We start from the raw sequence: 21,485 nt of genomic DNA on the forward strand, positions 1-21,485 counted from the left end.
CGGTGAGTTGCTGAGATTTCCCTAGCGACCGCGCCCATACGGCACTGTGAGTTTCCGGCGTTCCTGCCGCGTCAGACGGTTGGGCACCAGCTGCCACCAGGTCACACACCGCCACACCCATTCCAGCGGGCCGTAGCGGAACCAGCGCAACCAGTAATAGCTCCACAGCGCCTGCACCGCGATGATCGCGGCGGCCGAGCCGAGTAGTGCGCCGTAGCGATTGGAATCGGATAGGCCGAGCCACGGATCAGCGGCCAGGACAAGTCCGGTTGCCGAGACATAATTGGTCAGCGCCATCCGCCCCATCGGCTCGAGCATCTCCGCAAAAACCTCACCGGTCTCGGTGCGCAGGAATAGCAGGAATCCGGTGAGATAGGCGAGCGCGCCGAGGAGTCCGGCGACCGGAGCCACACTGCCCGTCCACAGAGCGCTATACGGCGTGCGGTACTCCCACACCCCTGCGGCCGCCGCCGCAGGCACTGCCAGCGCGCAGACCACGGCGATCCGCCAACTGCGATCGCGCAGGTCATCCGCGAGGCCGAAGCGGTCGGCGGCCAGACCCAGCAGGAACAGACCCGGCACCAGGCCGAGCCCACCGCCGATCGTGACCGGAACCGCGACAGTGGCAACCAGCCCGACGAGCAATATCACCCAGCGCCCCAGCCCGGCCGCGGGCAGCAGCACCACCAACCCGACGATCGCATACGGCAGTAATGCCTCACCGGGCTGGAACACATGGTGGATCAGACCGAACACACCGAGCACGACGAGCCGCCGCGCAAGTACCAGCCGCGGTCGGTCGCCGCACTGGGCCGCGCGATCCAGGAACAGCGAAAAGCTGAGCCCGAACAGGAACGAGAAGATCGGAAAGAACCTTCCCTCGAAAAGCACAGACAGCACGTGCCGTATCGGATCCACAGTTGCGGGCTCGACCATCGCGCGCATATCGGTGATCTGCCAGATATTCACCACCAGAATCCCGCACAGCGCGAAACCACGCGCGGCGTCGAGCTCGTGGATGCGCGGGCGCGCACCGGTGGGATCCATGCATCCACGCTATCGAGGGCTCGCTCCAGATCCGGTGAAGACAACGCCGCTCAGCCCAGGTTGGCGTCGACCAGCGCGCACAGCGAAAGCATCCTTCGCCTGCCGCATCCATGCGGTGAGCTCGAGCACTAATACTTAGTGCATTAACTATTCATGCGCTAAGTTTGATGGCGACCCTAGGAGGTGCCATGGAGATCGATGATCCGTTGCGGCTGGATCGGCAGGTGTGTTTCGCGCTGGCCGTGGCCAATCGGTCGGTACTCGGCGTGTACCGGCCGCTGTTGGAACCGCTCGGGCTCACGCATCCGCAGTATCTGGTGATGTTGGCGCTGTGGGGTGAGGCGCCGATGTCGGTGAAGGCAATCGCCGAGGCGATTCAGTTGGATTCGCCGACGCTGTCGCCGCTGCTCAAGCGGCTGGAGTCGGCCGGGTTGATTACGCGAGGTCGCGATAGTCGTGACGAGCGCAACCTCGTGGTGGATCTGACCCCGGCCGGGCGGGCGATGCGCAAGCAGGCCGAGCAGATCCCGCCCGCCGTGGTGGAGCGGCTCGGCGTGACATTGGCGGATCTGGAGGAACTGCGCGAAGTACTGACCCGGGTCAACGAGGCCGCGCGTCGCGCGGGTAACCCTGCCACCGCACGAGGAGTGCACGCATGACCCGACCCAATCCCATCCAGTGGATCGGCTACGCCTTCGGGCGGCGCCTGCCGGATTCGTTGCGCGAGTGGGTGCGCAACGACCTCACCGGCAAGTACGCGACGCCACGTCACATCGTGCGCGGGCTGGTGCCGTTCACACCACTGTTCGCCGTATTCCTTTTGTTCCCAGGCGAATTGTGGTTGCGCGGGTCGATGGTGTTGTTGGCATTACTGCTCGCGCTGTTCTACACAACGGCCTTCATGCCGATGAATCGGGCGCATCGCCTGGCGAAACACGGACTGCCTGCGGATTTGCTGAATCCGGAGCGCGCGCGGCGGCGGGCGCTGGAGCGGGCGACCTACGCGGCACAGCATCCGCATCGAGCAGACAATCCTGTCAGTGGATGATGCGGTCCAGACGACGGTGTCGGCGCACGAAAATACTCGGAACCCATTGGGCTGCATCTAGATTCGAAGATAGTCCTTCGCGATTCACCGGTAGCGACGACGCGCGGAGCGGCGAGCGGTGAAGTTCGGCGGCCTGGTCTCGGTCGGCCTGGCACGCCGACGGTTTCGCCAAGGGGCGTCTGCGGGGCGGGTGGCGTGGAGTCGTTTCTTTCGCATAGCCGGCAGCGTCAGCGCAGGGCCCACGGGGCGATGGCCTGGACGGCGGGCCAGCCGAAATCTTCGGTGTCCTCGTCTTCGAGGAACCACAGCCAGTTCTGCACCGCACGGACCAGCGTCCAGGCGCGGGCGCGATCCGGATCGAGTCCGGCGATATCGACGACGGCGGCAAAGCGATCGTCGAGGGCGGATTCATTGCGCCGGTTCCACAGCAGCGACAGCGTGGTGAATTCGAGATCGCCCGCCAAGGGCTGCGGATCGATGACCAGCCATGGCTCGCGGGTGCCGCCGAGGACGTTCTCGTAGTGCAGATCCTCATTGACCAGCAGCCGGTCCGCGCTCGGACCGAGCTGAACGCAGACATCGATGGCCGCGTCGAGCATCTTGCGCGGGCAGGGCCCGCCGAGGCGCTGCCAGTTCTTCGGCAGTTCCTCGACCAGGCGCTCGGCCTCGGTACGCAGGTCGCGAGAGATTCCCGGCGGAGCGGGGATGGCGAGCCGACGCAGCAGGACGGAGATGATCCGGACCGCATCGTCGATGGGCTCGAAGTCCAATGACCGGGTGGGATCGAGTCGTTCCAGCAGGAGCGCGCCGTGCTCGGCGTCGCTGTCGAGCAACCGCACCGCGCCATTGCCCGCCCAGGCGGTCAGTGCGACCGGTTCGTCGCGAGTCTCGGGAGTGAGATGGCCGAGTTTGAGCACAACCCGACTGTCATCCGCGCGCACGGCGGGCAGCACCAAGCCGCCGTAGCCATACATGGGTGCGCCCTCGAACCGAAGCTCCCAACGCTCGGCGAACCGAGCCGCGAGTTCGGGCAGATCATCCAGCCAAGCCCGAGCCGCGGGCTCCATCCGGGCGAGACGATCGGCGAAGAATTCGGGGACAACGATCACCAATCGAGCATCTCAGCTGTGTCGAACGAATTTCGTCGTCGTTCGGCTACGGGAATCCGGGCAGCGGGGGCAGTGGCGGCAGGAATGGGAACGGATTCTCAGGCATGGGGTTGGGAACCGGGTTGGGATTCGGATTCTGCGGGACCGGATTCTCCGGCACCGGGTTCTGCGGGACCTGGTTCTGGGGAACCGGGTTCTGCGGGACCTGGTTCTGGGGAACCGGGTTCTGCGGGACCGGATTCTGCGGGACCTGGTTCTGCGGCACCGGATTCTGCGGCACCTGGTTCTGCGGGACCGGCGGCGGTTCCGCGACGCCCTGACCTTGCGGTATGCAGGTCCAGTGGCCATCCGGCGACTGTCCCCATTGCGCGACGATCCCGTCGTGGGAGCAGTCGTCGCCGATCCGGTGCGCCTCGCGCGCCTGTTCCTGCGGTGCGCAGACCCACAGGCCGTTGCGCTGATCCCATTGCGCGACGACGCCCTCGTGCGAGCAATCGTCGCCACGCTTGCGCGCCGGTTGCCCCGCGGATGTCGTCGCGCGGTTCGACTGCGGCACGAGCGGGGGCGCGGGACGGGCGGTGCTGGCTTTGGCGCTCGACGTGCCCGATGTCGGTGCGTCGTCGTTCGAATCCTGATTCGACCGCAGCAGCGCGATCGCGACCACCAGCGCGAGCGCGGCGGCGATGACGGCCGCGATGGTCAGGACGCGCCCGCTATCGTTTCCCGATGTCGTACCGCCGCCGCGTTCCACCATCACACCGCCTTCGTGCCGAGTAGGGACTACCTTCACGAAAAGCTCTGCTGGCAGGCTACCGAAGATCGCAGTGCGAAATATCAACTTTTGCGACCTGTGTTTGCGCAGGTAGTGCCTTATTTGATGCCGACGCGCACCTTGACGGCGTCATCGCCGGTTTCGTGCAGCGCCTGACTGATCAGACTGCTGAGATCGATACGCGGCGCACTCGCGGTGACCGCGTCGGCCAGCGGCAGCAACCCTGGAATGAGCGATTTCAGCTCCGGCCCGACCTTGTCCATCCATTCGGTCACCCGCTGCAGGAACGGCACCAGGCCGTCGCCCTCCAGATACATCTGCGGACTGTTCCCGGCCGTGACCAGCCGACCGACCGCCTCGACGAGATCGTTCAGCGACTGACCGAACCGCACCAGATCGGGCGCACCGATCGAGGTGGCCGGTCCGGCCCATGCGATATCGCTCGCGGCCAGCTGAAAGCTATTGATGTTCACCCCGCTCAGCGCGGCTATTCACGGATCCGGTCATACCGGCTACGGACTGGCGGCGAGGAACACAAAAGCCAAGAACAGAGCCACATGGACACCGCCCTGCAGCAACGTCGCGCGCCCTGGCACCACCGTGAACACGCCGACGACGACCGTCAAAGCGAGCAGCACCATCTGCGTCGCACCGAGCCCAAGGACCAGCGGACCGTCTAGCCAGATAGTTGCTACGGCGATCGCCGGAATAGTCAGGCCGATGCTCGCCATGGCGGAGCCGAGCGCGAGATTGAGGCTGATCTGCACCTGATCGCGGCGAGCGGCACGCACGGCCGCGAGCGTTTCCGGCAGTAGCACGAGCAGTGCGATGACCACGCCGACCGCGGACTGCGGCAGACCAGCCGAAGCAACAGCCGATTCGATCGACGGCGACACGACCTTGGCCAGACCGACGACCGCGACCAAGGCAACCGTCAACATGGCCAGGCTGAGCAGCGTCGCGCGCACCGTTGGCCGGTCGCCGCGCTCATCAGCGCCCTCGGATTCCTCGACGGGCAGGAAGTCATCACGATGACGGACGGTCTGCACCATTACGAACAGGGCATACAGCAGTAGGGAGGCCGCCGCGGCGAAGGCCAACTGCGGTGGGGAGAATTCCGGCCCGGGCTTACTGGTGGTGAAGGTCGGCAGGACCAGACTGAGGGTGGACACGGTCGCAACCGTGCCGAGCGCCGCGCCGGTGCCCTCGGCATTGAATACCGCCACCCGCCTGCGAACCGCACCGACCAGCAAGCCCAGACCGAAAATGCCGTTGCAGGTGATCATGACCGCCGCGAAAACGGTGTCGCGGGCCAGCGCCGCGGACTTCTCCCCACTGCTCACCATCATGGTGACGATCAGCCCGACCTCGATCACCGTCACCGCAACCGCGAGCACAAGGGACCCGAACGGCTCACCGACCCGATGCGCGATGACCTCGGCGTGCTGCACCGCCGCCAGCACCGCACCGGCCAGCGCGGCGACCACCACGACCACGCCGATTCCGGGCAGTGATCGCCCCCAGGTGGCGGCCAGGGTGATCGCGGCTAGTAGCGGGATGAATACGGTCCAGCGGGAAGTCGACGCACGGAGCATGACTTCCATCGTGTCAGCAAATTATTCGCACCCGATCGCGCGTGATCGGGCGCACGCGGTGGGTCAGTCGTCGAGATCGATCCGGACGGTCAGCAGGTCCGTGCCGACCAACCGAACGGCGGCGCTATTGGCCTTGGGCAACGATTGCAGCCGGGCGCGCGGATCATCATCGGGAAGCAGATGCGCGGCACCGGTGTGCCAGTGCCCGTGCACCCGCACTCGAACCCGGTTGTCGGCCTTGATATTTCGAATGTACTGCGACTTGTCACCGAATTCGGAGACGAGCCAGAACTCCTTGCCGACGCGTCGCCCCCCGATCGGCGTAATACGCGGCTGCCCACTCTTGCGCCCGACGGTCTCCAGCAACTGCTGCGTCGGCAATCGACGCAGAATCGGATTCCCCAACCGCCGCTGAAATGTTGTCACGACTCGGTGTTGAATATCACGCAAGTTCGCCATGCGCCGACGCTAGCACCGGCCGATCGCATCTGGCACCGTGCCGGTCACGATGGCGTGGGGTCAGCAGTGCCACCACGTATTCCGCCCCATGCGACGATCGACGCCAGATTTGTGTACTGCATAGCGCGGCGATAAGCGACAATGTGCGGAGTGCGGACCCAGTTCACTCGCGAGCTCATCGCGTTGACCAATGATTTGACGCTCATGTGTCGGCTCGCCCACGATGCCGCCGAGCGTGCCACGGCCGCGCTCGGCGATGCCGATCTCGCCGCCACCTATGAGGCCTTCGCGATCGACGAGCAGCTACAGAAGATGCACTCCGCCTGCGAGGCCAGAACCGTGGTGCTGCTCGCACTGCAGGCGCCGGTCGCACGCGACCTGCGGCATGTGGTCACCGCCATCCAGATCGCCGGTGAACTGTCCCGGATCGGCTCGCTGATCAACCGCGTCGCCGATCAGGTCTACAAGTACCATCCGGAACCCGTTGCGCCCCAACCCCTGATGGATATCCTCACCGCCATGGGTCGGCTGGCCGCACACCACACCGCCCTCGCGGGCGAATCGGTCGCCACCGGCCGCCAACCCGTTACTCCCGAATCCGGGACCCCCGCGATGGATCAACTCCAACGACAACTCCACTCGGCCCTTACCGAACGAACCGCCACCGAAGCCGCCATCGATATCGCCCTGGTAGGCAATAACCTCGAACGCTGTATCGACCACACCATCCGCATCGATCGCCTGATCCGCTTCCTGGACACCGGAATTCCGCCGACGGCCCAAACTTCCGAAGCAGGTTAGGAGTTGCGGCGGGCGATGGTGTAGAGCTCGCGGGCGGGGCCGGTGAGGCGGTGTCCCGCGGGCCAGACCGCACGCAGGGTTCGGGTCAGATCCAGGCCGGTGACGGTCGGGGAAACAAGAGTGCCCGCGGCGATTTCGGCGGCCACGGCCAGCGAGCTGAGGACGGCGGGACCGCCGCCGGAGGCGACCGCGGTTTTGATCGCGGTGGTGGAGGACAATTCCAGCGCGACCGTGGGTTCCCAGCCCGGAATGGCCCGCGCGACAGCATTTTCGAACCAGGTCCTGGTCCCCGATCCGGGTTCGCGTTGGATCAGCGCGGTTCGAGCGAGTTCGGCCAGGTCGACCGCGCCCTGCCCGGCCCAGCGGTGCTGTGGGGCAACCACGACGACCAGCTGATCGCGAGCGACGATATGACTCTCCAGCCCACGGAAATTCCGCGGGCTCTCGATGAAGCCGATCGCGTCCTTGCCGTCGAGCACCGCCTGCGCGACCTCGACGGAATTGCCGGACTGCAGCGCGATCGCGGTATCGGGTGCCGTGGCGCGCAGGGTCATGAGCCAGCCGGGGAACAGGTATTCGGCAATGGTTTGACTTGCCGCCACCCGCAGGTGCGAATCACGCTCGGAGCGCAAGCTGTCGATGCCCGCGTCCAATTGCTCCGCCGCATCGACGACCCCGCGCGCCCATTCGGCGATCAATGCCCCGGCGGGCGTGGGCCGGGAACCGAGGGTGGTGCGCTCGAGCACCGGCACGCCGACCAACTTCTCCAGATAGCGGATGCGGGAGGACGCCGAGGGCTGGCTGATGCCGTGCGCCTGTGCCGCGCGTCCGAGACTGCCCAGTTCGATGACCGAAAGCAGCAGGTCGAGCGCGGCCAGGTCGGGGACACGCGGCGACAGGGGCATAGAACGAGTCTATGCATCCATAGGAATGCGGTGACTACTCGACACCGCCGTAGCCGACGAACCTGGACTCATGACCGCCATAGCGACCTTGCGCCCCGCACCCCCGCGGCAACTGCTCGGCGAGAGCGCGACCCAACGCATCGAATCCCCCTCGCTGCGATATTTCGCACCCAATTGGTTCGCCGCCGTCATGGGCACCAGCATTGTCGCCAATGCCGCCGCCGCGCTGCCGCTGCAGTTCCCCGGACTGCGCGGCGCGGCGACTGTCGTATGGGCACTGGCCGCACTGCTGCTGGTGGTATTGAGCGCCGCCTGGGTCGTGCACTGGGTGCGCTACCCGGGGCAGGCCGGCAGCCACAAGGATCACCCGGTCATGGCACATTTCTACGGCGCACCACCCATGGCACTGGTGACCGTCGGCGGCGGCACCCTGGTGCTCGGCCGCGAGGTGATCGGCCTCGACGCCGCGCTCACGGTCGATTGGGTGCTGTGGTCGCTCGGCACCGCGCTGGGCCTGCTGACCGCCGTCGCCGTTCCCTACCGAATGTTCACCCACTTCCACATCGAGCCCGATGCCGCCTTCGGTGGCTGGCTGATGCCCGTGGTGCCGCCGATGGTGTCAGCGGCAATGGGGGCACTGCTGGTCCCCTATCTGCCCGAAGGCCAGTTGCGGCTCACCATGATCCTGCTGTGCCTGGCCATGTTCGGCCTGAGCCTGATCGCCGCACTGGTCACCACCACCATGATCTGGTCGCGCCTGGTGCACCACGGCGTCCCGCAGTCGGGCATGGTGCCCACCCTCTGGCTCGTGCTCGGCCCGCTCGGCCAATCGGTCACCGCCGCGGGCCTGCTCGCCGATGCCGGTCCCTCGGCCCTGCCCGACCTCTATGCCAAGGGGCTGACCGTCTTCTCGGTCATCTTCGGCGTCGTCACCTGGGGATTCGCGATGCTGTGGCTGGCGCTGGCCACCGCCGTCACCGTAAAGACCACTCGCGCAGGCGAATTGCGGTTCAACCTGACCTGGTGGGGCTTCACCTTCCCGCTGGGCACCTGCATTACCGGCAGCACCGTGCTCTACGGCCACACCGGGGCGGATCTCTTCGCCGTCGCCGCGGTCGTGCTGTATATCGGACTGGTCAGCGGCTGGGCGGTCGTCGCCACCAAGACCATTCGCGGTGTACTCACCGGTCCGCTGCTCCGACCGGCCTGGGACATTGCGAGGTAGGCACGGGTCAATCGCGGGGGCGCAGACCGTAGGTCAGCTGGGTAATCGTCTCGGTCAGTGCCGCTTCCACAACTCCGCCTCTGCCTACGGGCAATCCAAACTCGCCAACCTGCTGTTCACCCTCGAACTACAGCGGCGCTTCACCGAATCCGGATCCCGGCTCGCGCTGAGCGCCCATCCCGGTTGGGCCGCAACGAATCTGCAGGGCCACTCCGGCAACCGGATCCTGCACGAGCTCATGCAGATGGGCAATAGACTGCTCGCCAGGATGCGAGTTTCGGCGCGCTGCCCACGCTGTTCGCCACCAGCCAGGAGTTACCGCCGGGAAGCTACGTCGGCCCGGACAGCTGGTTCGAATTCCGCGGTCACCCGAAGATCGTCGGCCGCAGCACAGCCGCCGCGAATGCCGACCTCGCCACCGCATTGTGGACAAAATCCGAAGAACTGACCGATGTGCGCTTTCCAGCCAACGCGTAATCAGTCGAGCATCGGGAACCTGCCCGAATTCAGTAGCCCCGCGATCGCGTCCATTTTCGCCTGCGGCGCAGCGTAATCCGGATGCAGCCGGATGACCGCCGCGGCGTCGTGCAGTCGGATCATCTGCTGTTCGGCCTCGGTGACGCTACGGCCGCCCGCACGGACGGCATGTCGGGCGAATACCGGCCGCTTCGGATCGACGCGCCCCAGCGCCAATGCCTTGTCCACCCGACGGGAGCAGCGACAGAAGGCCTCGGGATTTGCCACCCCGCAGGTCGCATTCAAGAATGTGCCGATGCGTTTCTTGGCTCGTTCCAACCGCTTTCGGAAGGCGGGCGCGGTGATACCCAGAATCCAAGCCGCATCGGCGGAACCGAGTTCGAAAACGTCACCGAGTACGAAGGCGACCCGCTCGTCGCGGGCCAGACACTGCAGCATGGCCTGACTGCAGTTCAACCGCACCTCATGGGAGAGCAGCTCGGCCTCGGGGCCGCGATAGTCGTCGGTGGCGAGCCCGTCCGCCAAACCGTCGCGGTAGGCATCGAGGCTGAGCTGCGTCGCCTCTTGGGGCGTCTGGCGCGCGAGGTTCAGCAGATAATTGACGCCGATCCGATACGCCCAGGTGAGCAGCTTGGCCTCAGCCCGCCAGGTCGCGAGATTGCCGACCACGCGCAGCAGGATTTCCTGCGTCGCGTCCTCGGCCTCGGCGGGCCGCCACACCATGCGCAGCGCCAGCCGGTACAGCGGATCCTGTAGCCGCCGCACCACATCCGAGATGGCGGCTGCGTCACCGGCAATCGCGCGATCGACCAGTTCTCGCTCCCGAGCGATGTCCTCGGCGTTTTCTGCCGTGGTCGGGTCGGGGTGCGATAGCTCGGGTTCCACCGCACAATCCTTCGGCGGTATCCGCCGTTACGCAAGTCCTATATGCGCCGCGCGGGTGACTCGAACCCGCGCGGCGCACCCGGCTCATGCACTCGCGGTCGCCGCCGTCAACGAGTGGGCGCGCAACCACGTCGCGACGGCGGTCCCGATGGCATCGGGCTGATCCTCCGGAGCGTGATGTCCCGCTTCCCCGACCGATACGACCTCGGCACTGGCGAACGTCTCGGCAGCCCAGCCGATCACCTCCGGCGAACCGAGTCCGACGCCATTGTCGAGCGCCATGATGAGCTTCGGCACCTCCGGCGAGTCCGCCGCCCACCGGTCGTAGTTCTGCACCAGCGCGACCACATCGGCGGGTTCGCCCTCCAGCGGAAACTCCCGCGTCCAGGCCAGCATCGGCTTGCGCGATTCCGGCGTCGGGAAGGGTGCGCGGTACACATCGTGATCTTCCTGCTTCAGATCGACAACGCCCTTCGGCAGGTTGAACTCGATGAACGTATTCTCCACCAGCACCATTCGCTCCCCTTCGGCCGTCCGGAACTTCCGGAACAGTTCGGCGCCGAGCGGCGGGAGCTCCTCCCAGCGCATCGGCCGCAGGAACGTCTCGATCAGTGCGATGCCGCGGATGCGGTCGGGATGCCGTGCCGCCCAGTGCATACCGAGCGCGCCACCCCAGTCGTGGCCGACGATGACGACCTGATCCAAGCCCAGCGCATCGAACCAGGCATCCAGATAGCGGGCGTGATCGGCGAGGCGGTAGGCACTCTCCGGCTTCCCGGACGCACCCATTCCGATCAGATCCGGTGCGAGCACTCGGGTTTGATCGGCGACGTGCGGGATCACATTGCGCCACAGGTGCGATGAGGTCGGGTTGCCGTGCAGGAAGACCACCGGTACCGAACCGGTACCGAGGTCGGTGTAGTTGATGAAGGAGTCGAGTACGTTGACGGTGGCCATGATGTGGGTCCTTCCTGGATCCGGCTTTTATGCCTGCACCCGGTTTCGACACACGTTTCGGCCCCGCTGTGACCGTCACTGAATGTGACGCTCGTCACCAGCCAGGAAGGCATCCGCGCGGCCGATCTCAGCGCAACCGCAGGTAAACCTAACTTCCGTATGTGAGCCGTACATGTTTCAACCGGCCGATGCGCCATTCAGGAGATTCTCAGACTTAAGTAAAGCGATTGCAAAGGAATCTGAATTGATCTACTGTCTGTCTACGTAAGAACAACGAAGTTCACACAGACCGTCACGAGGAGTTATCCGCAGTACGACACGGCACGACGAGACTTCCCTCATCAGCCTCGTGGCGCCGCGAGAACGGATCACCCGGCCTGGACAACCGGCCCGTTCATTCGGCCGCGCACGAGCTCATTCGTGACACGACCACCCCTGGAACGGCGCCGGCACGCCGAGTCAGGGGTGGTTCCACGTGTACCGTCGAGTCCCCTTGCCACACCGCGCGTTCCTCGACTAGCTGTGCCGAACGTCATACGCGACAATCACATACGGGACGGGCGGCCGCAGGTAGCTTGACGCCCGACAAATTCATCGGTGCGAGGCTAGGAAGTTCGATCTTTGTGAAGTGGTTGTCCCGCACCGCGCGTCGCGTACTCGCTGTTTGTGCACCCATCGTATTGGCCGCCGTTGTCACCGTCGGCTGTTCCTCTATCGACGACCGGACCGGTAATACCGGCAAGGGCTCCGGACCGGCGAATGCCGCAACGGTATCCGGCACGGACATCAACGACCTGCTCGGCCAGCTCGTCGATGCGCCCGAAGAGTCGATGGAAGGCTACAGCCGGGAGAAGTTCCCGCACTGGGACACCAACAAGACCGAGCACGGCTTCGGCCCCGATTTCGCGCAGTACAGCAAATGCACCAGCCGTGACGTGATGATGCTCAGGGACGCGACGGGCTCGGTCAAACTCGATCCGAAGACCTGTGAGCTCACGGTGGGCAAAGGCGGCGGCTGGCAAGACCAGTACGGCGTCATGGATTCGAAGACCGGAAAACTCAAGCCGTACAAGTTCATAACCGACCCGGCCGGCGTCGACGCCGAACACATCGTGCCGCTGGCCGAGGCCTGGCGTTCGGGTGCGAATAAGCGCGATGAAGATACCCGCCGCCGGATCGCCAACGACGCCGTCAATCTGATCGCCTCCGATCCTTCGGCCAACAGGTCCAAGGGTGATCAGGACGCCGCGAACTATCTGCCGCCGGGAAAATTCCGGTGTGGCTATCTCGAGCACTACGTCAAGATCAAAGTAAAATATGCGCTGAACGTTGATCCCGCCGAACACACCGCACTGCGCAACGCAGTCGCCGACTGCGTCAGTCGAGGAGAATTCAAATAAGCGACATCATCGAGATTTCCGCCAAGGCGGCCGTCATGACCGAAGAGGAAGGGACGGTCTCCGGCGAGCTCGATGTGACCGTCGATGCGACGGGTAAAGGTCTGGTCCGCTATCGCAAGACCGAGACCTGGTACACCATAGGCAATCTCGAGGCCGAGCCGCCGCGCACCTGGAGCACCGTCGCCGAGCTGGCGGCCGCCATCGAAGCCACCGCCGGAACCCGCGATGCGGCAGGCAATACCGTGCCCTTCGAGGCCTGATCCGAGCTACGGCATAGTGATGACGACCTTGCCGAACGGATTGTCCGCACGGAAGTAGCGGTACGCCTGCACCGCCTGGTCGAGCGGAAATGTTCGATCGATGACCGGACGCATGCGGTGTGCGGTGATGGAGCGGTTCATCGCCTCGAAATCGTCCCGGCTGCCGACCGCGATCCGGCGGATCGCCAGATACGGTCCGACGAACGGATTCTCGAATGCCTCGCCTTCCGCCAGCTGCGTGGCGCCGATCATGGTGATCATCGCGTTGTAGCCCGCGGAGCGCACCGATTTGGACAGGGTGGGCAGTCCGACGGCCTCCACCACATGTTCGACGCCGTGGCCGTCGGTGAGTGCGAGCACCTTCTCGTCCCAGTCGGGCGTCGCGTTGCGGTCGATGGTCTCGTCCGCGCCGAGCTTGTGCAGCCGCTCGGCCTTATCCGGGCCGGAGGTGATCGAAATGACCCGTGCGCCGAGCATTTTCGCGTGCTGCACGGCGAACAACGCGACGGTACCGCTGCCGACAGTCAGTACCGTCTGGTCCGCGGACACCGGTACCGGTGTGGTCAGCGCGGCCCAGGCGACGACTCCCGCGCAGGTCAGCGTGGCCGCCTCGACATCGGTGAGATGGTCGGGGACATGCACCACGGAATCCTCTTCGATCACCGCGTAGGTGGCGAGCATCCCGTCGAAGTTGGCGCCGTACTGTTCGGCGACCTGCGCCAGCCGCTGCGGGCCGTTGATGAAGCGCACGAAGTACGACGCGGTCACGCGGTCGCCGAGGGCGGCGCGAGTCACGTTGTCGCCCACCGCGATGACCTCACCGACGCCATCGGACAGCGGGATGATGCCCGGGGTGGCGGGCAGCGGGTAGATGCCGTCCATCAGCATGAGGTCCCGCCGGTTCAGCGAGGCCGCGCGCACCCTGATAACCACCTGATTCGATCCCGGCTGCGGCAGTTCCTGGTCTCGGACGGTCAAACCGGCGAGCCCCTGTAGTGGATCGAGGTGGTAGGCAATGGCTTTCATGATCTGCTTCCTGTGGTGGGCACGAACAGCGCCTCGAAGGGCGCTTCTCCGATACCGGTGGTGATATGGCCGTGGCCGTCGGTGTCCTCGACATGGACCAGGTCGCCGGGCCCGAATCTGCGCTGAGCGCCGTCACTCGTCGTCACTTCGATCACGCCGCGCAGCATCACGACCCACTGCTGCGCCGGAGCGGGGTGCGGTTCGCTGTCGTCGCGCCGTCGGTCACCGCACGCCTTCGATGAATTGGTGGTCGAAGGTGATACGACCGTCGGAGTCGAGACCGATCACCTCGTAACCGCCGCCCGCGACGGAGCCGTCGGCGCGCGAAATCATCGACCAGGGCAGGCCGATCAGACCGGCGGGCAGCCGAGTGGCCACGCCCACCTCGAAGGTGTACTCGCCGGATGCCACGAACATCTCGTAAGCGCGGGACACCCGGGCTTGCATCGCGTGGTGGCCGCGCACCTCCAGGGCGGGGACCGCGAAATTCAGGTTCGCCGCCGCCTCGCGGATCTCCACCGGCGGGTCGACCAGGGTCTGCGCACCGGTGGGCGCCCAGATCTCCTCGATCATCTTGCGGCGGATGGCCGGATCGGATTCGTTCCACTGGGCCATGTAGCGCTCTGCGAAGTGGGCCAGGTTGTTGTCGTCTCGGTTGCTCATGGCACCGAGTTTTGCGAGCGCGGCGCCGCGGCGCGATTCCCTCCAGGGAATGAAGCCGATGCGGGTTCGGTGATTCCCGCCAGGGAATGGCGCGGATACCGCGGGTCGGATATCACTGAATTCATGACGACAGTGATGGAGCCGAATCCATTCGCTCAGCAGTTGCGGCACTGGCGCACGCAGCGACATGTGAGCCAGCTCGATCTGGCCATTCGCGCGGACACCAGCCAGCGCTATCTGAGCTTCCTGGAGCAGGGCCGCTCACGTCCGGGACGCACCATGGTGGTGCGGCTGGCCGAATCGCTGGAGTTGTCGCTGCGCGAGCGCAATGCACTGCTGCTCGCCGCTGGTTATGCCCCGATCTTTCCCGAATCCGACCTGGACACACCGGAATTGGGCCCGGTGCGGGTCGCATTGGAACGCATTCTCGAGGGGCACATGCCCTATCCCGCGGTCGTCACCCGCCCATACGGCGAACTGGTCGCCGCCAATGCCGCCTTCGATATCCTCACCGAGGGGTCCGCGGCCGAACTGATCACCCCGCCGATCAATGTCCTGCGCCTCGCCCTGCACCCCGACGGCCTGGCACGACGCGTGCTGAATCTGCCCGAATGGGGCCGACACGTCACCGAAAGCCTGCGCGGCAAGGCCCTGCGCAGCCCCGACCCTCACCTCGACGACTTCATCGCCGAACTCGAAAGCTACCTCCCTGCCGCCACACCCGGCCCCGACCATCTCGGCTTCGCCGTCCCTCTACGCCTGACCAGCCCCGACGGCGAACTCCGCCTCATCACCACTATCACCAGCTTCGCCACCGCCGTAGACATAACCCTCTCCGAACTCCACCTCGAAGCCTTCCTCCCCGCCGACGACCGAACCGCCGAATTCCTCCGCCGCCGCTGCGAACAGCGCCCAGTACATGCCAACTAGCGTTTGTCACGCGATGTGAACTCGGAGGCGACGACTCAGCAGCAGACCTCGGCTCTACAGCCGTCGGCACCGGCACCCGCAGCTCTGCAACCTGGGGCAACGCCCGACAGCAGACCTCGGCCCACTGCTGGCGTCAGCGTCAGTCGCCTCAGCGGCAAATCCCCTGGTCGCCCGGCCTCTCCGCATCGACCGCGACCGACTCACACGGGGTCTTTGGCGGCGACGGGTGCCGACTTCCACGTCGGCGCGGGTTCACCAGGCTCGGGCGGCGGAACGAAGGTGGTTGTGGACCAGGTCTATGTGGGGGCGGGAGGTGGTGCCGGGGCGACGGACCAGGAAGCCGGTGTTGATGGGCGGGTCGTCGGGTTCGAGTAAGGGGACCAGGGTGCCCGCGGCGAGTTCGTGTGCGCAGAGGTAGCGCGGGAGGACGCTGATGCCCGCGCCTGCGGCGATGGTTGCGGTGATGGCGCGCAGGTCGGCGACGACTACTGCGGCTTCGGCGGCGAGGCGGACGCCGAAAACATGTCGCCAGTAGCGGCGGAGGATGGGCAGGTCAGCCGAGTAGCTGACCAGGGGTAGACCGGTGAGGGCGGCGGGTCCGTCGGTGCGCAGCCGCGCGGTATCGATGCGGGTGGCCAGTTGAGGGGCGGCGACCAGGACGAATTCCTCGTCGGCGAGGGGTTCGGCGACCAAGGCGCGGCCGCGGGGGCGCACCGTCGACACGATGAGGTCATAGTGCCCGGCGCGGAGTCCGGCCAGCAGTTCCTCGGAAAGCCCCGCGGTGACGATCAGTCGCACACCGCGCTCGATCAACGGCGCGAGGGCCGGAAGTGCCTGCACCGCAAGCAATTCGGCGGGCCCGGCCAAGCGCACCGGCGGTTGCGGCACCGGTGCGGCCGGCGCGGCGCGCGCCGTAACCCCGTCGAGCGCATCCAATGGCCCGGCGACCCGCGCCGCCAACTCCACGGCAGCGGTGGTCGAGGCCACCCCGCGCGCCAAGCGCTCGAACAGCCGATACCCCAGCCGCTTCTCCAGCGCCTGCAACTGCGTCGTCACCGTCGGCTGCGACAGCCCCACCAACCGCGCCCCCGCCGTAATGGATCCGGCACGATGCACCGCCAGGAACGTCCTGAGCTGATTCAGATCGAGACTGCCATCGGAATCCCTATCGCCCACCCAACAAGTGTATTTCTCTCCCGATACTCGACCAGTGGATCACCGATCCCCTGCCCCTCCGGCCGTCGCCCGAATCCCCGCCACGCCCTCTGGGCAGTACACAGTCCCCGAACTTCCGGCCTCCAGACGATCCGCTGCTCGCTTGCACCAACGACCGCACTCGCGATACCGATCGCGTTCCTGACCGGTATCAACGCGGCTGCACAGCCGCAAGAACCTCCGGCCCACGAGCGGACAACCGCTCTTCGGCGAGGCGTGCACCGACCACTGCTCCGATGACCCCGATCGCGATCCCGACCGGCAGGGCCAGCCACAGCACGACGGTCAGGTCGAGGGCAAGGCCGATGATCAGCACGAGCAGAACCGGGATCACCGCGATCAGTTGGCCGAGGCTGCTGGCGAATTGCACCAAAGCCTTCGCGCAGCCTGGATTTCCGGAGGACGCGAAGGGGTTTCCGGTACGCGGCGGCAGCGGGTAGGGCGCGGTTACCGACAGGAATACGGCCGAACCCGCGCCGACGCCGAGCACAGCGAACAGTAGCGACAGCGTCCACGGGTACATCGACCAGCGGCCGAGCGCACCCGGCAGAACCACGGCCAGCAGCACGGACGGCAGACCGATCACCAGTAGCAGGGCCAGCAGCCGCCCCCGCACATCAGCGCGCGCCGCGCCGGGCGTCACCAATGTCTGCCACAGCGCGGTTCCGTCGTAGCCGTAGAGATTGTTGGCGGCCAGGCCCGCGAACCACGCGGCACTCACACCCGCGAACACCACACCGCCCGCGCCGTTGCCCTGGATTGCCGGAAAGACCGGCAGCAGCGCCCCCACCAGCAGCACGGGCAATAGCGCCGCCCGGCGTCGGCTGTCGCGAGACCACGTCCGCAACTCCTTGATCATCACCGCACCCACCGGCCCGGACGTCCGCACCCGGCCGAGCAGCATCCCACGCCCGCCCGTGCCGGAAACCGAATCCAGCGGCGCGGTCAGCCGCCGCCGCAACAGCACCGACCATGCCTGCCACAGCACCGCCGTCAAGGCAAGCAATCCGACCAACGCACCGAGCGCGACCAGCCAATCACCGCGCGCAGCTGCCCCCACCGCACCAGGTGCCCACCCGGATGGCAAGGCGCGCAACACATTCGCCAACCACGGTGCCGATCCCCGCACCGAATTCACATGATTCAGCAGGAAACTCATCGGGTAGTAGGCCAGCCCGGCAAGACCGGCGAGCAGCACCCCGAGATCGCGCCCCCGCCGCGAACGCATCGCGGCACCGATCCACGCCAGCACCACCCGCGAGAGCAGCACCACGAATATCAACTGCAAAACCACACCGACCAGCGCCACCGCGGCCGCACCCCAACTCAGTTGCGCTGCAAGCACAATCAGCCCCGAGAAGGCGAGCAGGTTGATCACCGGCGCGGGCCCGACGAATGCCGCCGCCAATAGCCCGGTGGCCAACTGCCGATTACTCAGCGGCAGAAGTCGCAGATGTTCGGGCTGCACGGTCTCATCGCTGCTGCCCATCACTACCGGACCGCACAGCCAGCCGAGCGTCCATATCCCGAACCACGCGGCGGCCACCGTGATGCCGCCGGCCACATCACCGTCCCGGACCCCGAATCCGACGAGACCCGCTGTGCCGAGCGCGAATACGAGACCGATGATCACACCGCTGACGAACGTGACACCTTGCCAGCCATTGCCCAGCGCACGCTTGGTCAGCAACAACCGCATCCGAATCAGGACGCCAACCACGACAGCCCGTCCTCCCCGCCGACCCGGCCGCCGACCAGATGTACGAATGCCGCCTCCAAGGTGCTGTCTCCGCGCACCTCGTCGAGCGTGCCCGCGGCCACCACCCGCCCGGCGGTGATCACCGCGACCCGATCGCACAGATTCTCCACCAGCGCCATCACATGACTCGACAGCACCACCGCGCCGCCCGCCGCGACGAACCGCTGCAGAATGGTGCGAATCGTGCTCGCCGATACCGGATCCACGGCCTCGAACGGTTCGTCGAGCACCAGCAGTTTCGGCGCGTGCAGCAGCGCCGTCGCCAAGCCGATCTTCTTGCGCATGCCCGCCGAGTAGTCGACGACGAGAGTCCGTTCGGCACCGGTCAATTCGAAGACTCCGAGCAATTCCTCGGCACGTTCGGCCACCGTATTCGCGGGCAGACCGCGCAGTAAACCGGTGTAGGTCAACAGTTCTCGGCCCGTCAGGCGCTCCGGTAGCGCAAGTCCATCCGGCAATACGCCCGCCAAAGTCTTCGCCGCGATCGGATCGGCCCATACATCGACGCCGAAGATCCGCGCCTGTCCGGCGTCCGGCCGTAACAGTCCGCAGGCCATCGACAGGGTGGTCGTCTTGCCCGCCCCATTCGGGCCGACCAGTCCGAAGAACGATCCCGGTGGCACCGTCAGGCCGACATCGTCGACCACCCACGGACCGCCGAATCGCTTATAAAGCCCGCTCAGCTGCAGCGCAGGATCGGTATGCACCATCCATCCCCCTGGTGTTCGGTTCCCATCTCCTACGTTACGGACGAACCGGCCATCGGGTTCGAAAATAATGCTGCCCGCCCCTCGAAGAGGCAGGCAGCACCAGCCCTACGCCCGCACAGCCGCCAACTCCTGCTGCACCGGCGCATCCCAATCGATCCGATACCGCTGCTCGACCCCCATGGTCTTCTCCGGGTTCATCCCTTTGATCAGCAGTGGCATCAGCATGGACATCATCCGGCGCGCCACCGGCCCAGGCGTCTTGCTGTGGTTGATCTTGCGCGCCCGCGCCGCGACACCCTCCACCCGAGGCCGCCGCACCCCTTCATAGGCCGCGAAGGCCGAGGTGTGATCCGGCAGGTCCCGCAGACAGCGCGCCAACTGCACCGCACTCTCGATGGCCAGCGACGCCCCTTGACCCGAGCTATTGGACGGCGCATGCACCGAATCCCCGACCAGCACCATGCGCCCCCGAGACCAGGTCGGCACCGGCGGCATAATGTGCAGTGCCCCAGTCGTTTCCAGGTTTTCCGCCGTGGTCCTGCGGGCGAACTCGCCGCCCGGGGTGTCCTCGGCGTAGGTGTCCCGAAGAATGGCCAACCAGTGCTCGGCCGGAATCGCGCGCGCCTCGGTCAGCGACAGATACTCCTTGTGCGGCAGATTCGCACCCCACATGACCTTGTTGCCGTCGACGGCTCCGTAGAGGTAGTACGCCTTCTTCCCGAATGCGAAAACCATTGTCTCCGGCGGAATTCCGAAATCACCGTCGAGCATCGCGCCGAATCCGATCATTCCGGTGTACTCCGGTCCCGGATTGTCCGGGTCGATGAGACCGCGCACCGTGGATCGAATACCGTCCGCGCCGATCAGCACATCGGCGGTTGCGCGGCTGCCATCGGCGAAATACGCGGTGACACCGTCGGCGTCCTCCTCGACGCGCACGAGTCGCCTGTTGTACTCGAAAGGAACGCCGGCGGCGACCGCATGATCGTGCAGCGTCCGGTGCAATTCATTGCGGTCGACCATCTTCAACGACGGAACGTCCGGCATTTCCGGCATCCGCAGCACTTTGCCGCCGACCGACAGCTGCGTATGCGATATCGGACTGGCTATCTCACGAACGAGGTCGCCGGCACCGACGATGTCGAGGGCGGCAACACCGTTCGGCGCCAATGCCAGCCCGCTGCCGATGCCGTAGGTAGGCCCCGGATAGGCCTCGTAGACGCGAGCGGCAATGCCCGCCTTGTGCAATGCGGTGGCCGTGACGGGTCCGGCGATACCACCGCCGATAACGATGGCCGTTTCTGTTTTGGACATGGGTGTACTCCAGTTATGTGCGATACGGGTTCTTCGAAAGCCCGAACCGACCGCCCACCGCACACCCAGTTATCCTGTGGTTGCCAGCCTTGTAGCCGGGTACGCGCATGCGGACGCGGTTCGAGACGGTTACATCGGGCTCGGCGGCGGTGTTGCCGCACCCCGCCGGGCCCGGTCTCTATTCCGTCATCCCCCTTTCCACCATCTCCGTGACCTCGGCGGGAGTCATGCCGACGGCATGCATATGCCGCCACAGATCGACGCCGGGGAAAGCGCCGGCGGCGATCTCGTCACGCAGCGACGCGGCCCACGCCACCTCGGCCTCCAGCATCGCCACACCGTATTCGGCTTCGACGACGAACAGCCTGGGCAGATTGGCAGCCGCGAGTTGATCGAGTTCTCGGCGCGCAGCCTCGATGATGCGACCCAGCGCGTCGATGCGCCGGCCGAGCAACTCGACGACTTCATCGGGCGGCAATGCCGCCACGACGGAGAGTCCGGCCGTGAACCGGTGATGTTCCGGTGCTGGCTCGGCAATCAATTCCCTTGTCCAGTCCGCCATTTCGGCGCGACCGGCATCGGTTATCGCATAGATCGTGCGTTCCGGCCGAGCACCGTCGCGCTCATTGCCGACGACCTCGAGAAAGCCCGCCTTCTCCATGTTCTGCACGACGGTATAGAGCGAGCCCCATTTGATGTCCATATCGCGGTCCTTGCCGCGCTCACGCATCTGCGAGGCGATTTCGTAGCGGTGCATCGGCCGTTCGATGACGGTCGCGAGCACCGCCAGCGCCAGCAGATTGTTCACCTTGCGCTTCGTGGCCATGGACACCTCCTTACTCGCATACGAATATACGTCTACGAGTATTCGGGCACAAGCACTAGGCGCGAACGAGCTTCGCGCGCTCCGTCGGTCCAGATCGCGTGT

The 21,485-nt window shown here is 65.9% G+C and carries 23 protein-coding genes and 1 pseudogene; 7 read left to right on the forward strand and 17 right to left on the reverse strand.

Annotated features, from left to right (window positions below; genetic code table 11):
• Nucleotides 1-21: 21 nt before the first annotated feature.
• Nucleotides 22-1,047, reverse strand: a complete 1,026-nt coding sequence (locus ACQPYR_RS37420) for a DUF418 domain-containing protein (protein ID WP_433624022.1) — start codon at nucleotides 1,045-1,047, stop codon at nucleotides 22-24.
• A gap of 188 nt (nucleotides 1,048-1,235) precedes the next feature.
• Here ACQPYR_RS37420 and ACQPYR_RS37425 point away from each other — a divergent pair, with 188 nt between their 5' ends.
• Together ACQPYR_RS37425 and ACQPYR_RS37430 are read left to right on the forward strand one after the other, a co-directional pair.
• Nucleotides 1,236-1,706 carry a MarR family winged helix-turn-helix transcriptional regulator gene (locus ACQPYR_RS37425; protein WP_433624024.1) on the forward strand — a complete coding sequence of 157 codons (471 nt, stop codon included), beginning with the start codon at nucleotides 1,236-1,238 and terminating at the stop codon, nucleotides 1,704-1,706.
• On the forward strand, nucleotides 1,703-2,095 hold the full coding sequence (locus ACQPYR_RS37430; protein WP_433624026.1) for a DUF5313 family protein: 393 nt from the start codon (nucleotides 1,703-1,705) through the stop codon (nucleotides 2,093-2,095). The genes ACQPYR_RS37425 and ACQPYR_RS37430 overlap by 4 nt, the downstream gene beginning before the upstream one ends.
• Nucleotides 2,096-2,322: 227 nt before the next feature.
• Here ACQPYR_RS37430 and ACQPYR_RS37435 read toward each other — a convergent pair whose 3' ends face one another.
• The 5 genes from ACQPYR_RS37435 to ACQPYR_RS37455 form a co-directional block, all read right to left on the reverse strand.
• Entirely contained in the window at nucleotides 2,323-3,204 is an 882-nt protein-coding gene (locus tag ACQPYR_RS37435) for an aminoglycoside phosphotransferase family protein (RefSeq protein ID WP_433624028.1), read from the reverse strand.
• Between the two features lie 46 nt (nucleotides 3,205-3,250).
• Nucleotides 3,251-3,958 carry a hypothetical protein gene (locus ACQPYR_RS37440; RefSeq protein ID WP_433624030.1) on the reverse strand — a complete coding sequence of 236 codons (708 nt, stop codon included), beginning with the start codon at nucleotides 3,956-3,958 and terminating at the stop codon, nucleotides 3,251-3,253.
• Between the two features lie 116 nt (nucleotides 3,959-4,074).
• Nucleotides 4,075-4,449: a hypothetical protein gene (locus ACQPYR_RS37445; RefSeq protein ID WP_433624032.1), complete on the reverse strand. Its 375-nt coding sequence runs from the start codon at nucleotides 4,447-4,449 to the stop codon at nucleotides 4,075-4,077.
• 39 nt (nucleotides 4,450-4,488) lie between these two features.
• Nucleotides 4,489-5,571 carry a calcium:proton antiporter gene (locus ACQPYR_RS37450; RefSeq protein ID WP_433624034.1) on the reverse strand — a complete coding sequence of 361 codons (1,083 nt, stop codon included), beginning with the start codon at nucleotides 5,569-5,571 and terminating at the stop codon, nucleotides 4,489-4,491.
• 63 nt (nucleotides 5,572-5,634) lie between these two features.
• Entirely contained in the window at nucleotides 5,635-6,030 is a 396-nt protein-coding gene (locus ACQPYR_RS37455; protein ID WP_433624036.1) for a nitroreductase/quinone reductase family protein, read from the reverse strand.
• A gap of 150 nt (nucleotides 6,031-6,180) precedes the next feature.
• On the opposite strand from ACQPYR_RS37455, the gene ACQPYR_RS37460 reads away from it, so the two are divergent.
• Entirely contained in the window at nucleotides 6,181-6,831 is a 651-nt protein-coding gene (locus ACQPYR_RS37460) for a phosphate signaling complex PhoU family protein (protein WP_433624038.1), read from the forward strand.
• On the opposite strand, the gene ACQPYR_RS37465 is transcribed toward ACQPYR_RS37460, so the two are convergent.
• Complete coding sequence (locus ACQPYR_RS37465; RefSeq protein ID WP_433624040.1) at nucleotides 6,828-7,736, reverse strand: LysR family transcriptional regulator; 909 nt, start codon at nucleotides 7,734-7,736, stop codon at nucleotides 6,828-6,830. The genes ACQPYR_RS37460 and ACQPYR_RS37465 overlap by 4 nt on opposite strands.
• Before the next feature lie 70 nt (nucleotides 7,737-7,806).
• Here ACQPYR_RS37465 and ACQPYR_RS37470 point away from each other — a divergent pair, with 70 nt between their 5' ends.
• Entirely contained in the window at nucleotides 7,807-8,961 is a 1,155-nt protein-coding gene (locus ACQPYR_RS37470; protein WP_433624042.1) for a TDT family transporter, read from the forward strand.
• Between the two features lie 477 nt (nucleotides 8,962-9,438).
• Here the strand turns inward: ACQPYR_RS37470 and ACQPYR_RS37475 are convergent, their stop codons facing one another.
• Nucleotides 9,439-10,323 (reverse strand): RNA polymerase sigma factor, encoded by an 885-nt coding sequence (locus ACQPYR_RS37475; protein WP_433624044.1) that lies wholly within the window; start codon nucleotides 10,321-10,323, stop codon nucleotides 9,439-9,441.
• 84 nt (nucleotides 10,324-10,407) lie between these two features.
• Nucleotides 10,408-11,280 carry a haloalkane dehalogenase gene (locus ACQPYR_RS37480; protein WP_433624046.1) on the reverse strand — a complete coding sequence of 291 codons (873 nt, stop codon included), beginning with the start codon at nucleotides 11,278-11,280 and terminating at the stop codon, nucleotides 10,408-10,410.
• A 623-nt stretch (nucleotides 11,281-11,903) separates the two neighbouring features.
• Between ACQPYR_RS37480 and ACQPYR_RS37485 the strand changes: the two genes are divergently transcribed.
• Together ACQPYR_RS37485 and ACQPYR_RS37490 are read left to right on the forward strand one after the other, a co-directional pair.
• A complete protein-coding gene (locus ACQPYR_RS37485) occupies nucleotides 11,904-12,680 on the forward strand; it encodes an HNH endonuclease family protein (RefSeq protein ID WP_433624048.1) in 777 nt (258 codons plus the stop codon).
• Nucleotides 12,681-12,715: 35 nt separating this feature from the next.
• Nucleotides 12,716-12,940 carry a hypothetical protein gene (locus ACQPYR_RS37490; RefSeq protein WP_433599435.1) on the forward strand — a complete coding sequence of 75 codons (225 nt, stop codon included), beginning with the start codon at nucleotides 12,716-12,718 and terminating at the stop codon, nucleotides 12,938-12,940.
• 6 nt (nucleotides 12,941-12,946) lie between these two features.
• Here the strand turns inward: ACQPYR_RS37490 and ACQPYR_RS37495 are convergent, their stop codons facing one another.
• The 3 genes and pseudogenes from ACQPYR_RS37495 to ACQPYR_RS37505 all read right to left on the reverse strand — a co-directional run bounded on the left by ACQPYR_RS37495 (nucleotide 12,947) and on the right by ACQPYR_RS37505 (nucleotide 14,629).
• Nucleotides 12,947-13,966: a zinc-dependent alcohol dehydrogenase family protein gene (locus tag ACQPYR_RS37495; RefSeq protein ID WP_433624050.1), complete on the reverse strand. Its 1,020-nt coding sequence runs from the start codon at nucleotides 13,964-13,966 to the stop codon at nucleotides 12,947-12,949.
• Nucleotides 13,963-14,163 (reverse strand): annotated as a pseudogene (locus ACQPYR_RS37500) (cupin domain-containing protein); the annotation flags it as partial. The gene ACQPYR_RS37495 and the pseudogene ACQPYR_RS37500, both read right to left, overlap by 4 nt.
• Nucleotides 14,164-14,188: 25 nt before the next feature.
• Nucleotides 14,189-14,629, reverse strand: a complete 441-nt coding sequence (locus ACQPYR_RS37505) for a hypothetical protein (protein WP_433624052.1) — start codon at nucleotides 14,627-14,629, stop codon at nucleotides 14,189-14,191.
• A gap of 123 nt (nucleotides 14,630-14,752) precedes the next feature.
• Here ACQPYR_RS37505 and ACQPYR_RS37510 point away from each other — a divergent pair, with 123 nt between their 5' ends.
• On the forward strand, nucleotides 14,753-15,559 hold the full coding sequence (locus ACQPYR_RS37510) for a helix-turn-helix domain-containing protein (RefSeq protein WP_433624054.1): 807 nt from the start codon (nucleotides 14,753-14,755) through the stop codon (nucleotides 15,557-15,559).
• Between the two features lie 252 nt (nucleotides 15,560-15,811).
• On the opposite strand, the gene ACQPYR_RS37515 is transcribed toward ACQPYR_RS37510, so the two are convergent.
• The 5 genes from ACQPYR_RS37515 to ACQPYR_RS37535 all read right to left on the reverse strand — a co-directional run bounded on the left by ACQPYR_RS37515 (nucleotide 15,812) and on the right by ACQPYR_RS37535 (nucleotide 21,383).
• Entirely contained in the window at nucleotides 15,812-16,735 is a 924-nt protein-coding gene (locus tag ACQPYR_RS37515) for a LysR family transcriptional regulator (protein WP_433624056.1), read from the reverse strand.
• Nucleotides 16,736-16,925: 190 nt separating this feature from the next.
• On the reverse strand, nucleotides 16,926-18,494 hold the full coding sequence (locus tag ACQPYR_RS37520; RefSeq protein ID WP_433624058.1) for a hypothetical protein: 1,569 nt from the start codon (nucleotides 18,492-18,494) through the stop codon (nucleotides 16,926-16,928).
• Complete coding sequence (locus ACQPYR_RS37525) at nucleotides 18,479-19,243, reverse strand: ABC transporter ATP-binding protein (RefSeq protein ID WP_433624060.1); 765 nt, start codon at nucleotides 19,241-19,243, stop codon at nucleotides 18,479-18,481. The genes ACQPYR_RS37520 and ACQPYR_RS37525 overlap by 16 nt, the downstream gene beginning before the upstream one ends.
• Nucleotides 19,244-19,348: 105 nt before the next feature.
• Nucleotides 19,349-20,557, reverse strand: coding sequence for an FAD-dependent oxidoreductase (locus tag ACQPYR_RS37530; RefSeq protein WP_433624062.1), 1,209 nt, complete (start codon nucleotides 20,555-20,557; stop codon nucleotides 19,349-19,351).
• A gap of 178 nt (nucleotides 20,558-20,735) precedes the next feature.
• A complete protein-coding gene (locus ACQPYR_RS37535; protein WP_433624064.1) occupies nucleotides 20,736-21,383 on the reverse strand; it encodes a PadR family transcriptional regulator in 648 nt (215 codons plus the stop codon).
• Nucleotides 21,384-21,485 lie beyond the last annotated feature (102 nt).

The sequence above is a fragment of the Nocardia sp. CA-120079 genome (assembly GCF_050955745.1).
Lineage (GTDB): Bacteria > Actinomycetota > Actinomycetes > Mycobacteriales > Mycobacteriaceae > Nocardia.